At 62.8% G+C, this 12,081-nt stretch carries 12 protein-coding genes; 10 read left to right on the forward strand and 2 right to left on the reverse strand.

Annotated elements, in window-relative coordinates; translation table 11 throughout:
• Nucleotides 1–320: 320 nt before the first annotated feature.
• Nucleotides 321–1,034, reverse strand: a complete 714-nt coding sequence (locus VK804_RS16870) for a Spy/CpxP family protein refolding chaperone (RefSeq protein ID WP_325372246.1) — start codon at nt 1,032–1,034, stop codon at nt 321–323.
• 485 nt (nt 1,035–1,519) lie between these two features.
• Here VK804_RS16870 and VK804_RS16875 point away from each other — a divergent pair, with 485 nt between their 5' ends.
• The 7 genes from VK804_RS16875 (at nt 1,520) to VK804_RS16905 (ending at nt 8,994) form a co-directional block, all read left to right on the forward strand.
• Entirely contained in the window at nt 1,520–2,860 is a 1,341-nt protein-coding gene (locus VK804_RS16875; protein WP_325372248.1) for an ABC transporter substrate-binding protein, read from the forward strand.
• Between the two features lie 154 nt (nt 2,861–3,014).
• Entirely contained in the window at nt 3,015–3,953 is a 939-nt protein-coding gene (locus VK804_RS16880) for a sugar ABC transporter permease (protein WP_325372250.1), read from the forward strand.
• Nucleotides 3,953–4,867, forward strand: coding sequence for a carbohydrate ABC transporter permease (locus tag VK804_RS16885; RefSeq protein ID WP_325372252.1), 915 nt, complete (start codon nt 3,953–3,955; stop codon nt 4,865–4,867). The genes VK804_RS16880 and VK804_RS16885 overlap by 1 nt, the downstream gene beginning before the upstream one ends.
• Before the next feature lie 4 nt (nt 4,868–4,871).
• The gene (locus tag VK804_RS16890) at nt 4,872–5,972 is read left to right on the forward strand and encodes a sn-glycerol-3-phosphate ABC transporter ATP-binding protein UgpC (RefSeq protein ID WP_325372254.1); all 1,101 of its coding nucleotides are present in this window, start codon (nt 4,872–4,874) and stop codon (nt 5,970–5,972) included.
• Nucleotides 5,973–6,012: 40 nt separating this feature from the next.
• Nucleotides 6,013–7,002 carry a hydroxyacid dehydrogenase gene (locus VK804_RS16895; RefSeq protein ID WP_325372256.1) on the forward strand — a complete coding sequence of 330 codons (990 nt, stop codon included), beginning with the start codon at nt 6,013–6,015 and terminating at the stop codon, nt 7,000–7,002.
• A gap of 64 nt (nt 7,003–7,066) precedes the next feature.
• Nucleotides 7,067–8,491 carry an amidase gene (locus VK804_RS16900; protein WP_325372258.1) on the forward strand — a complete coding sequence of 475 codons (1,425 nt, stop codon included), beginning with the start codon at nt 7,067–7,069 and terminating at the stop codon, nt 8,489–8,491.
• Nucleotides 8,492–8,589: 98 nt separating this feature from the next.
• Nucleotides 8,590–8,994 carry a hypothetical protein gene (locus tag VK804_RS16905; protein ID WP_325372260.1) on the forward strand — a complete coding sequence of 135 codons (405 nt, stop codon included), beginning with the start codon at nt 8,590–8,592 and terminating at the stop codon, nt 8,992–8,994.
• A gap of 6 nt (nt 8,995–9,000) precedes the next feature.
• Here the strand turns inward: VK804_RS16905 and VK804_RS16910 are convergent, their stop codons facing one another.
• On the reverse strand, nt 9,001–9,510 hold the full coding sequence (locus VK804_RS16910) for a DUF1993 domain-containing protein (RefSeq protein ID WP_325372496.1): 510 nt from the start codon (nt 9,508–9,510) through the stop codon (nt 9,001–9,003).
• Between the two features lie 174 nt (nt 9,511–9,684).
• On the opposite strand from VK804_RS16910, the gene VK804_RS16915 reads away from it, so the two are divergent.
• The 3 genes from VK804_RS16915 (at nt 9,685) to VK804_RS16925 (ending at nt 12,022) form a co-directional block, all read left to right on the forward strand.
• On the forward strand, nt 9,685–10,455 hold the full coding sequence (locus VK804_RS16915) for a transporter substrate-binding domain-containing protein (RefSeq protein ID WP_414642807.1): 771 nt from the start codon (nt 9,685–9,687) through the stop codon (nt 10,453–10,455).
• 195 nt (nt 10,456–10,650) lie between these two features.
• Complete coding sequence (locus VK804_RS16920; protein ID WP_325372264.1) at nt 10,651–11,457, forward strand: DUF2147 domain-containing protein; 807 nt, start codon at nt 10,651–10,653, stop codon at nt 11,455–11,457.
• A 61-nt stretch (nt 11,458–11,518) separates the two neighbouring features.
• Nucleotides 11,519–12,022 carry a hypothetical protein gene (locus VK804_RS16925; RefSeq protein ID WP_325372498.1) on the forward strand — a complete coding sequence of 168 codons (504 nt, stop codon included), beginning with the start codon at nt 11,519–11,521 and terminating at the stop codon, nt 12,020–12,022.
• Nucleotides 12,023–12,081: the final 59 nt, after the last annotated feature.

A 12,081-nucleotide genomic window follows, 5' to 3' on the forward strand; every position in this document is an offset into this window, starting at 1 on the left:
GCGTGGAATTGAATTTCCCAAAAGAAGGCTAGGAAAACAGACCAAGCCTTACGCTCGGTTATTCATCCTGCACCCCGGTCCGCAGCGCGCTGGCCGGGGTGCTTTGCCGTCGGTGAACGCCGGTTCCCCATAAAGTCACCGCGCGGCCATTTCTCGGTCGCGAATCCGTCCGCGTTCGCCCACCTTCGCATGGCGAGTTGGAGAGCCGCGCCGTCGCGGCAGGGTAGCCGGACGCCGGGCCTGTACCTCAACCCCAGGGCACGCGTGTCCGGTTACTCGCCGGCGGTGCTTGAGGTTTCCGTACTCGCGCCCTTCCCGCCTTAATCGAGCCCGCGTTCGTGGCTCAGGCGCACCATCTCGTCGATGAAGATCTGCTTCTGCTTGTCGTTGAGGCTGGCATAGAGCGGGTCGGCCGCATCCGCGACGTTGCGCTGATCGACGGCGCGGTCGTCGAGAAACTGCGCCTCGTTGCGCATCTGCTCGATGATATCGTCCGGCGGATCGCGCTTGGCGCGCGCGATGCGCAGGTTGAGCCGGTCGGCGCCGTTGTGGCCGAGATAATGCATCGCGCTGTTGAACGCGGTCCAGTTCTTCTCCTGCTCCGGCGTCAGGTTCAGCTCGGCCTTGATCCGCGCGATGTTGGCGTCGCTGTTGGTAACGATTTGCTCGGCGGTCAGTTGCGGCTCACCCGGTTGGGTCATGACTTCCGTCCGGGTCCCCTTGGCGGCCTTCGCCGTCTTGGTCCCTGCCTTTGCGGGGCCGCCTTGCTTGGTGTCGTTCGCGGCTGGAGCGGCTTGCCCGCCCTTCGCTACACCCAACACGCCCGTGAACACGCCGACCACGCCGCCGATCGCGCCGCCCAGCACGCCGCCGACCGGTCCGGCGGCCTTGTTGCCGGCCTCCGCGCCCTTCTGCACGCCCTGAGCCACCTGCGCATCGACCGCCGATGGCGCGCCAACAAGCATGACGACAAGGGCCCCCAGCACGAAACGCAATCGGAAATGCGCACGCGCGCTCGATGTCGGGCTGATCATTATTTGGGCTCCATGGTCGATCTTGATCTGGCTGGCTTTTTGGATTTTGCGGGGCGGCGGATATCCGGCCGTGCCGCGACTCTATCGTTTTCGCACCGTGCGAGTCTACCTTCCCGCCGCTTTCGCCATGGCGAAGAAAGCCTTGCCGTGCGAGCTGTTTACACAAAAATGAATCCGGCCTGCGGCGCTACTGCACCCCGCTCAATGCATAGCGGACATCGATGTGTGCACCGCAATATCGGCCAGGCGCAGGCTCGGCGGGGAACAGCGGAACACTTGCTGCGACCAAATTGCACACAACGTTAGTTCTAGGGTCCTGACCAACCTGCTTTCTCGACAGCTGCCGGGAATTCTGTTCTGATCGCCCACAAAGAAATCTCCGCAAGCGCCCCGCAACGAAACTTTCGGCCCTGCCAGGCGGCGAAGATAAAAACAACAACGAGATTTCCCGAGCTCACCGATTAGCCCACCAGGGAGGGAACGCCATGTCACGGAAGAAGCTTTCTCGTCGACAATTCGTAGCTGCCACTGCACTTACATCCGCCGCACTGATTACCGCGCCCTATGTTCGTGGCGCCTATGCCGCCGGTAAACTCTCGATTGGCTTCTGGGACCACTGGGTTCCCGGCGCCAACAAGGCCTCCACCGATCTCGTCAATGAGTGGGCCGCCAAGGAAAAGGTCGATGTTTCGATCGACTACATCACGAGCAACGGCCGAAAGAACGAGATCACGATCGTCGCGGAATCGCAGGCGAAATCAGGCCACGACATCCTGGCGATGCCGACCTGGTGGCCACACGCCCAGACCGAATTGCTGGAGCCGATGAACGACGTCATGACGCAGTTGATCGCGCTGAACGGCAAGGTCAACGGTACGGTCGAATATCTCGGCCAACTCAATGGCAAGTGGCACGCGGTTCCCTTCTGCATCGGCAGCCAGATCAAGGGTCCGTGCTCGCGTATCGACTACTTGAAAAAGTACGCCGGAATTGACATCCAGGCGATGTATCCCGCGGGCAGCCCGCCCAAGGCCGACGACTGGAACCTGGATACCTTCCTGAAGGCGGCCGAGGCCTGCTTCAAGGGTGGCAATCCCTTCGGTATCGGCCTTGGCGAGACCTCCGACTCCGTCGATACCGCCGGCGCGATCTTTCAGTCGTTCGGCGCGCAGCTCGTCGACGCCAAGGGCAACCTCACGATCAAGACCGACGAGGTACGGCAGGCACTCGAATACTACAAGAAGCTGATCCAGTGGCTGCCTCCCGAGGTCGCGTCCTGGGACGACGCCGGCAACAACAAGTACCTGGTGTCGGGCAAGGCCTCGCTGATCATGAATCCGCCGAGCGCCTGGGCGGTCGCCAAGCGCGACGCGCCGCAAGTCGCCGAGCAGTGCTGGACACATGGTTTCCCGAAGGGACCGAAGGGCCGCTTTGCGCCGTATTTGCCCTACTTCCTCGCGACCTGGAACTTCTCCAAGAACAAGGAAGCGGCGAAGAGCCTGATCCTTTATCTGTCGCAACCGGCAGCGGTCGAGAAGCTGGTCGAGGCGAGCGGCGGCTACGACCTGCCGGCGTACGAAAAACTGACGACGCTGAAGGTCTGGGCCGAGGAAGGGCCGCCGAAGGGCACGCTCTACCATTACCCCAATCCCTACAACCACCAGATACTGTCGATTGCCGCCTCGCCGGCGCCACCGAAGGTGGCGCAGCAGATCTACGTGCAGGCCACGATGACCAAGATGGCGCTGCGCTTCGGCAAGGGCGAGAAGATGGAAGAAACACTCGCCTGGGCCGAAGGCGAGTGCGAAGGCTTCATGCGAAGCTAGCCGTCAGTCGCCGCGGCGGTCGTGCAAGGATTGCATGCCCGCCGCGGCGAAAGTTCGCGATGGCGCCGTTGCGCCAGGACTTCGGGGGTCGGCAGCATGCCGGTTCGCCGGAAAATCCGTTGCTCTGAGATGAACCGCGCGAGGAAACTGCATCATGGTTGATGTCGCATTTCAGCCGACCGGCCTTCCCCAGGCGCGATCGACGCGCAAGCGCGCCAGTTTGCGGGCAGCGCTCAAGCGCAAGTCGACCTCGGCCTTTCTGATGACGCTGCCGCTGATCCTGCTGATCTCGATCATGGTCATCTATCCCGCGTTCTATTCGATCCATCTGGCGACGCTGAACAAGGCGATGACCAAGTTCATCGGCTTCGGCAATTTCGAGTTCCTGTTCAAGCGCGAAACCTTCTGGATGGTGGTGAAGCAATCCTGCATCTTTGCCATCAGTGCCGTCTTCTTCAAGGCGCTGATCGGCTTCATCGTCGCGCATCTCGCGCACAACATTCCCTCCAAAAAGCAGCGCAAATGGCGCGGCATGCTGCTGGTGCCCTGGGTGATCCCGCCGGCGATGAGCACGCTGGCCTGGCTGTGGCTGTTCGACCCGTCCTACAGCGCCTTCAACTATACCCTTTCGTTCTTCAACATCGGACCGATCTACTGGCTTGGCGAGACCGGTTGGGCGCGCTTTTGCATCATCCTGGTAAACGTCTGGTTCGGCGCGCCGTTCTTCATGATCATGTACCTGGCATCGCTGAAATCGGTGCCGGAGCAACTCTATGAAGCCGCGGCAATCGACGGCGCCAACTGGTGGCAGAGGATCTGGTACGTCACGCTGCCGATGATGCGCAACATCATCGCCATCACCACGCTGTTCTCGCTGATCGTCACGTTCGCGAATTTCGACATCACGCGCATCCTGACCGCCGGCGGACCGCTGGATCGTACCCACATCTTCGCGACCTGGGCGTTCCGCCTGGGCATCGAGGGCGGCGATATTCCGCTTGGCGCCAGTGTCTCGCTGTTCATGTTCCCGATCCTGGGAATCGCGGCGATCTTCATCCTGCGCGACATCAACAAACGCGGGAATGAAGCCTGATGACCAGCACCGTCGTATTCGACAAGGGCGCGCCGACCCGCAACGTGAGGCACGGCAGCATGAGCCGCGACCGCATTTGGGCGCTGCGGTGGGCGTATTTCTTCCTCACGATCTTTGCGATTTTCTCGCTGGTACCGCCGATCTACATGCTGATCACCTCGCTCAAGGGCAGCGCGGAGATTTCGGCGGCGACCAATCCGTGGTGGGTGTTTCATCCGACGCTTGCCAACTATCGCGAATTGCTGGGGTCGAGCCAGTATATGAGGTTCTTCCTGAACTCGGCGATGGTCTCGGTCTTCGTCGTGACCCTCACCATGCTGATCAGCGTGCCGGCGGCGTTCGCGCTGTCGCGGATGCGGTTCTGGGGCTCGGCGACGCTCGCCACCGGCGTGTTCCTGACCTACCTCATCCCCGACACGCTGCTGTTCCTGCCGCTGTTCAAGATGTTCGTGACGTTCCGCGACTGGACCGGCATCGAGCTGATCAACCACTGGTACGTCTTGCTGGTCGTCTATCCGACGCTGACGGTGCCGTTCTGCACCTGGATCATGATCGGCTATTTCGCATCGATCCCGAAGGAACTGGACGAGGCCGCCATCATCGACGGCGCGTCCTGGTTCCAGACCCTGACCAGGATCTTCATTCCGGTGGCGCTTCCCGGCATCATCGCAGCCACCATCTTCGCCTTCACCGCGTCCTGGGCGCAATTCCTCTATCCGCTGGTGTTCACGACCTCGACCGATCAGCTGGTGCTGCCGGTCGGCATCATCACCACCCTGATCAAGGGCGACGTGTTCAACTGGGGCCAGATCATGACAGGCGCCCTACTCGGCGCCGCGCCGCCGCTGATCATCTACGCATTCCTGATGGACTATTACATCGCCGGCCTGACCGCCGGCGCGACAAAGGGTTGAACTCATGGCTGACGTGACGTTGCGTAGGGTGATCAAGCGATATGACGAGGTCGAGGCGGTGCGCGGCATCGATCTCGACATCGCCGACCACGAATTTGTCGTGCTGGTGGGGCCGTCGGGCTGCGGAAAATCGACCACGCTGCGGATGATCGCGGGGCTCGAGGACATCACCGACGGCGACATCATGATCGGCGGCGACGTCGTCAACGACGTGCCGCCGAAGGACCGCGACATCGCCATGGTGTTCCAGAACTATGCGCTCTACCCGCATATGACGGTGGCGGAAAACATGTCGTTCGGCCTGCGGCTGAAGCACTACCCGAAGGCCGAGATCAAGAGCCGGGTTACCGAAGCCGCCCGCATGCTCGACATCACCGAACTGATCGATCGCAAGCCGAAGCAATTGTCCGGCGGCCAGCGCCAGCGGGTGGCGATGGGCCGTGCCATCGTGCGCAACCCAAAGGTGTTCCTGTTCGACGAGCCGCTGTCCAACCTCGACGCCAAGCTCCGGGTTCAGATGCGGATCGAGATCAAGAAGGTGCACCAGAAGGTCCGCACCACTACCGTCTACGTCACCCACGACCAAGTCGAGGCGATGACGCTGGCCGACCGTGTCGTGGTCATGAATCACGGCCGGATCGAACAGATCGGCACGCCCAACGAGCTCTATCACCACCCGGCGACGCGTTTCGTTGCCGGCTTCATCGGCTCGCCGGCGATGAATTTCGTGCCCTGCCGGCTGGAGGAGACAGACGGCAAGCTCAACATCCGGCTGACCGATCGCATCGCATTTGCGCTGCCGCCCGCCCGCGCGGCGCGCTATCAAAACGTCGCGCGAAACGAGAAATTGCTGCTCGGCGTCCGGCCCGAACATCTCACCGAGGCGAAACAGCATGCGGAGGCCGGCATCGAGGCCTTTGACGCGGTACTGGACGTCACCGAACCGATGGGGATGGAGACGCTGATCTACTTCACCCTGGAAGGGAGCCAGATCTGCGGCCGTGTCAATCCCAACGCCGGGGCGCGCGACGGCGCCCCGCTGCGATTGGCAGTAGACCTCAACAATATGCACCTGCTAAACGAGGTGACCGGCGTCGTCCTTTGACGGCCGCAACCAACAAAAGCCAGGGGCTGGGAACAAGGGAATGGCCACCAACAAGAAGAAAATTTTCGTCACCGAATCGATGTCGCAGCCAGGACGGGCTTTGTTGAAGGAGCGGGACGACATCGAACTCGTCGAATTCCCCAACATGATTTCGGCCTCCGATTTCGAGGCCATGCTGAAGGCGCAAGCGCCGGTCCATGGCGTGGCGCTCGGCGGCACCCGGTTCGGCGAACCGGAGCTGGAAGCCTCCATGGACATGAAGGTGGTGACCCGGATCGGCGTCGGCTTCGACGCCGTTGACGTTCCCGCGCTCTCCCGCCGCAAGGTGCCGTTGATGGTGGCGGGCACCGCCAATTCGCCCTCGGTCGCAGAACAAGCCCTGTTCATGATGCTGACCTTGGCCAAGCGCGCCACCGAAATGCATTCCTGCGTGAAGGACGGCAAATGGGCCGCGCGCCTTGGCATGCTGCCCTACGATCTCTTCGGCAAGACCGTGCTCATCATCGGCTTCGGCCGGATCGGCACGCGTACCGCCAAGCGCTGCCTCGCGATGGAAATGAACGTCCTGATCTACGATCCCTACAAATCCGCCGCCGAGATCAAGCAGGCCGGCTGCGAGCCGGTCGGCGATCTCGACGCCGCATTGCCGCGCGCCGATTTCGTCAGCATCCACTGTCCGAAAACGCCGGAGACGGTCGGGATGTTCGACGCGGCGCGGCTGGCCCGCATGAAGCCTTCAGCCTATCTGATCAACACCGCGCGCGGCGGCATCGTGGTCGAGGCGGCGCTGCATGACGCGCTGGTTGCGGGCAAGATTGCGGGTGCCGGCCTCGACGTCTTCGAGCAGGAGCCGCCGCCGAAGGGCCATCAGCTGTTTGCGCTTCCCAACGTCATCATGGCGCCGCATGTCGCGGGCGTCACCCGGGAAGCGGTCGACCGCATGAGCGAGCAGACCGCGCGCAATATCCTGAGCGCGCTCGACGGCGAGCCGATCCGCCAGAACGTCATCAACCAGGACGTGCTCGGCTGATTGCCTCATAGGCCTTCGCCGCCGACATCGCCGGCATCATTGCATCGTCACCGCGGGTATCAAGATGGCCTTCAAGGAATTTGGCAGCTACGACGCGATCGGGCTCGCCGAACTGGTCCGGACCAAGCAGGTCACCCCAAGTGAATTGCTCAATGAGGCGATCGCCCGCACCGCAAAAGTCGATCCGCAGATCAACGCGGTGGTCGTCAAGCATTACGACCATGCCGAGCGGCAGATCGAAAAGGGACTTCCCGACGGCCCGTTCACGGGTGTGCCGTTTCTCGTGAAAGACCTCGATGTTCTGCAGGGCACGCGGACCACGTGGGGCGCGAGCATCTTTAACGACATTGTCGCCGCCTCCAGCAGCACCCTGGTCCAGCGCTTCCTCAAGGCCGGCGTCACCATCTTCGGCAAGAGTTCCAGTCCCGAATTCGGGCTGATGCCGACCACCGAATCCCGCCTGCACGGCCCGACCCGCAATCCCTGGAATCTGGATCATTCCTCAGGTGGCTCGTCGGGCGGCGCGGCCGCGGTCGTTGCCGCGCGGATCCTGCCCATCGCGCATGCCTCTGATGGCGGCGGCTCGATCCGGATTCCGGCGTCCGCCTGCGGGGTATTCGGATTGAAGCCAAGCCGCGCCCGCACGCCGCTCGGTCCCGATCGCGGCGAAGGCTGGGGCGGTTTCACCTGCGCTCATGCGGTGAGCATCAGCGTGCGCGACAGCGCGGCGATGCTGGATGCGATCCATGGCCCGGAAATGTCGAGCCCCTATATCGCGCCGCCGCCGGAGCGGCCGTACCTCGAGGAGGTCGGCCGCGATCCAGGCCGCCTGCGGATCGCCTTTACCGACAAGTCGCCCTATGGCGACGCCATCGATCCCGAGATCGCGGCGGCGACGCGCGAAATCGCGGCGCTGCTGGCCTCGCTCGGCCATGAAGTCGAGGAGCATGCTCCTGCGCTCGCCGCCGATCCGGCCGCCGTCATGGCGACCATCGTCGCCGCCAACACCGCGCTGACGGTGCAGTCTACCGCGCAACGTTTCGGCCGCGCCATGACAGAAAACGATTTCGAGATCCTGACGCTGGCATCCGCCCACAACGCGCAACACGCAACCTCGACCGACTATGTGGCCGCGCAGCTCAGCGCCTTCCAGATCGCCCGCTCACTGGCAGCCTTTCTCGAAACCTGCGACGTCTTCCTGTGCCCGACACTCTGCGCGCCGCCGCTGCGGATCGGTGAACTCAACACGATGTCGAAAGATCTGTCGCATATTGCGCCGACCCTGCGGCGCTACATGCCGGCGACCTCGATGTTCAACATGTCGGGTCAGCCTGCGATGTCGGTCCCGCTGGCATGGAATTCGGCGGGGCTTCCGCTCGGCATGATGTTCGCCGGCCGGCTCGGCGACGAGGCCACGCTGTTCCGGCTGGCGGCCCAGCTCGAGCAGGCGCGCCCATGGCGCCACAAATTGCCGCCAGTTTGCGCGTAATTCGACAAAACTCAGCCTTATTCGAGCGCGAGGTTTGCTTATCAGCGCAGCGGGGACACGTTTGCTGCTGACTGTTCGATATCCGGAGAACCCACGTTTTGACTCAAAGCGATCCGACCGATCATGCGCTGGCGACGATCGCCAGTATCCTCGACCATCCGGAACCTGCTCGCGCGCCGGAAAGGCCGCCGGCCGAAAGCACCCCGCTCGCACCCGAGCGGAGTTCCGCCGATGGTTATCACAAGCTCGGGCCCGGGCCGATGGCCGCAATCCGGTTCAAATGGTCGGTGCGCCGCGACGATGACGGCGAATATTACGTCGACGAGACCATCGGCGAGAATTCCCTGCCCGTCGTCAGCGGGCCGATGTCGGCGGAAGAAGCCGTCAGGCTGGTGGACGATCGCGAGACCGAGGCGCGGCAGCGATTCGACGCGCTGCGCAGCGAAATGGCCGGCCGTGGTGCGGCCGTCGGCATGGTCCGCAGGGACGGCGGCGAAATATAGCCAACCTTAATCTTCCGGCGGCGGCGTTCCCAGAAAATCCTTCTTGGCGAGTTCGACGCCGTTATGGCGCAGGATGTCGTAGGCCGTGGTGACGTGAAAAAACAGCTGTGGCAGGCTGAGCGTCAACAGCAGCGATTGACCGGTGAATTTTCGCGTCGTGCCGTTCTTGAAGGTGAAGACCACTTGCTTGGCTTCGGTGCCGTCGATCTGCGCGGGTCGCAGCGCCGCCATGAAACCGATCGTGGTCGCTATTCTCCGCTTCAGTTCGGGAATGTCCGGTTCGCTATTCGAAAAGGTCGGCGGCTCCACTCCGGCCAGCAGCGCCGAGCCGAGAACCGCATGCCTGATCGCCTCGCCGACCTGCTGCGTCAAGCTGTACATGTTGGGATAGAGCCGCGCATTGAGCAGGATCGCGGGATCGATTTTGCGCGCCTCGGCGTGGAGGGCCGCGCGATCGAGAAGGTCGGTCAGGCTGCCGAGGAACTGGGTGAAAACACCGACCGAGGCTCGGTACATCGATATCGTCACGATCACGATCCTCTGCGTGCGACGCGCCCGCCGGGCCGTCGGATTTCATTCTCGCTTTTCGGTCCGTCCATCTTGCACCACCGCAATATTCTGTGCAAACGCACGGGCCAGTACCGGGGATTTGGGATCCACCGGCGACGCTCTCTGGAGAAAGCTTTGATGATGCGAATTCTGTCCTGTCTCGCCGCCTTGTTGCTGACTTTGGCCTCGGTGCAGGCCCAGGAATCTTCCCGCCTCGATGAGATCGTCAAGCGTGGCACGTTGCGGGTCGGCCTGACCGGCGATTATCTGCCGTTCAGCTCGTTCGACAAGGCGACCTCGACATTTCGCGGATTCGACGTCGACATGGCGGAGGCTCTCGGCAAGGCGCTCGGCGTCAAAATCGAATATGTCCACACCGCCTGGCCGCAATTGACCAGGGATTTCGAGGCCGACAATTTCGATATTGCGATGGGCGGCATCTCCATCACGCTCGACCGGCAGAAGAAGGGATTTTTCTCCACCCCCATTATGCGCGAGGGCAAGACTCCGATCGCGCGCTGCAGTGATGCGGACAAATACCAGACGCTTGCCGAGATCGACAAACCGAGCACGCGCGTGATCGTCAATCCCGGCGGCACCAATGAGCGCTTTGCCAAAGCGAACATCAGGAGTGCCGAGATCAAGACCTATAATGACAACGTCACGATCTTCGAGGAGATCGCCAAGGGCGACGCCGACCTGATGATGACGGATGCCTCGGAGACGCGCTACCAGCAGAAGCTTCACCCCGGCGTGCTCTGCGCGGTGCATCCCGACAAGCCGTTCGATTTCGCCGAAAAGGCCTATTGGCTGCAGCGCGATCCGGCGCTGAAGGCCTTCGTCGACCAGTGGCTGCACATGGCGTTCGAGGATGGCAGCTACCGGAAAATCTACGCCGCCTGGTTCGAATGACAATTCGGCCTTCGGAACAAACGACTTATCCGGCAAATTGACCGCGCTTGCGGACCTAAACTAGACTGCCCGGCGTTGGCATTGAACCGAAGCCGCTAGCCTACAACTCATACCATGAAAGTGATGTAGATCACGTTGCAGGGAACTGCCGGAGCATAGGGTCGGGACTGAATCCCGCCTGCCCAGGAGGTCATCATGAAAAAGCTTTTGGCTGTCGCCGCGTTGCTGCTGGCGAGCACCGCTGCGCAGGCCCAGTACAGCTTCGAATATGGCGGACGCACCATTCGGATTGATCCGGATCGCGGAACGGTTTCGATCCCCGGGGTCTACGACAACAGCGGTCGGCGATCCAAGCGCTCGCACGGCGACCAGGACAACCAGCATAAGCCGCAACAGGCCAAGGGCGATCCGCAGGCGCAGCCGGCGGATCCCGCGCAGGCCGAACCGGCTGCGGCGGCGCCCGCGCCGACCAACGCCGCGCCGGAGCCTTCGACGGCCACCGCAACCGTTGCGCCCGCCGATACCGCAGCTTCGCCGCCGCCGGCGTCGACGCCGTCCGCGGCGGCCCCGCCCGTGGCAAGCGCGCCCGCGCCGCAAATCCTCCAGGATGCCGCCGCGCCGGTCGTCCGCCCCGCGCCGCCCGAGATCGTCGCGACCACCGCCCCTGCACCAAAACCCCCGGCCTCCGCGGTTCAGGCGGGCAATTCGCCGCTCGGCGTGTGGCTGACGGAGGAAAAGGAAGGCAAGGTCAGAATCGAGCAATGCGGCGTCAATCTCTGCGGCTATTCGGTGGACGCCAAGTCGAACCAGAACGGCGAACAGGTGCTGATCAACATGAAGCCCGGAAAGGATTCCAAATGGAGCGGCAGGATTCTCGATCCCAATACCGGCAGCACCTATGATTCGACCATTGCGCTGAAAGGCACCGATACCTTGCGGATCCAGGGCTGCGCCTTCGGCGGCATGTTCTGCGGCGGCCAGACCTGGACCCGGGTGAACTAGCCCGCGCCGTCAAACAACCTTGGCCAGAAGCCCCGTCGATATGGCGGGGCTTTTTTTGCTGATGGTGGAGCGCGCCGGTCGCGTCGAACGCCGATGCGACGGGATTCTCGGCAAAATTTCGATTGCGGTCGTCAGCGTGACACCCATCACATCCGCCGGTGCAACGATGTGGGACCTTGAGCGCGTCCAACAACAGGGGCACGTCATGGGACACTTTCGCAAAGCCGTTATCGCCGCTCGTATCCTGATGCTCGCAGGAATGTCCGCCGCCACACCGGCCGCGGCCGCCACCTTTGACGGCGAATGGAATGTCCAGATCGCCTCCACCAGCAGCGCTTGCGGCGGCGGCGCCAGCGTGTCGATCGGGATCAACAACGGCCAGGTCGCTTCCACCAATGCGATGATGTCGGCCTCCGGTCGCGTCGCCGAAGCCGGCAACATCGTGGTGACGCTGGTCAGCGGCATCAAGCGCGCGACCGGATTTGGCCACCTCAGCGCCTCCTCTGGTTCCGGCACCTGGCGCGGGGCGCTCTGCTCCGGTACCTGGACCGCGCAGCGGATTTGATTGGCAGAAATCGCAGGGTGGGCAAAGCGAAGCGTGCCCACCTCCTTCATTCGCTGGTG

Origin of the sequence: Bradyrhizobium sp. (genome assembly GCF_035484855.1) — a bacterium.
Classification (GTDB): Bacteria; Pseudomonadota; Alphaproteobacteria; order Rhizobiales; family Xanthobacteraceae; genus Bradyrhizobium.

Coding starts and splice junctions, on each gene's coding strand:
- VK804_RS16870 (WP_325372246.1), bottom strand. CDS start 1,034: ATGATCAGCCCGACATCGAGCGCGCGTGCGCATTTCCGATTGCGTTTC.
- VK804_RS16925 (WP_325372498.1), top strand. CDS start 11,519: ATGGTGGAGCGCGCCGGTCGCGTCGAACGCCGATGCGACGGGATTCTC.
- VK804_RS16915 (WP_414642807.1), top strand. CDS start 9,685: ATGCGAATTCTGTCCTGTCTCGCCGCCTTGTTGCTGACTTTGGCCTCG.
- VK804_RS16890 (WP_325372254.1), top strand. CDS start 4,872: ATGGCTGACGTGACGTTGCGTAGGGTGATCAAGCGATATGACGAGGTC.
- VK804_RS16880 (WP_325372250.1), top strand. CDS start 3,015: ATGGTTGATGTCGCATTTCAGCCGACCGGCCTTCCCCAGGCGCGATCG.
- VK804_RS16900 (WP_325372258.1), top strand. CDS start 7,067: ATGGCCTTCAAGGAATTTGGCAGCTACGACGCGATCGGGCTCGCCGAA.
- VK804_RS16875 (WP_325372248.1), top strand. CDS start 1,520: ATGTCACGGAAGAAGCTTTCTCGTCGACAATTCGTAGCTGCCACTGCA.
- VK804_RS16895 (WP_325372256.1), top strand. CDS start 6,013: ATGGCCACCAACAAGAAGAAAATTTTCGTCACCGAATCGATGTCGCAG.
- VK804_RS16910 (WP_325372496.1), bottom strand. CDS start 9,510: ATGTACCGAGCCTCGGTCGGTGTTTTCACCCAGTTCCTCGGCAGCCTG.
- VK804_RS16920 (WP_325372264.1), top strand. CDS start 10,651: ATGAAAAAGCTTTTGGCTGTCGCCGCGTTGCTGCTGGCGAGCACCGCT.
- VK804_RS16885 (WP_325372252.1), top strand. CDS start 3,953: ATGACCAGCACCGTCGTATTCGACAAGGGCGCGCCGACCCGCAACGTG.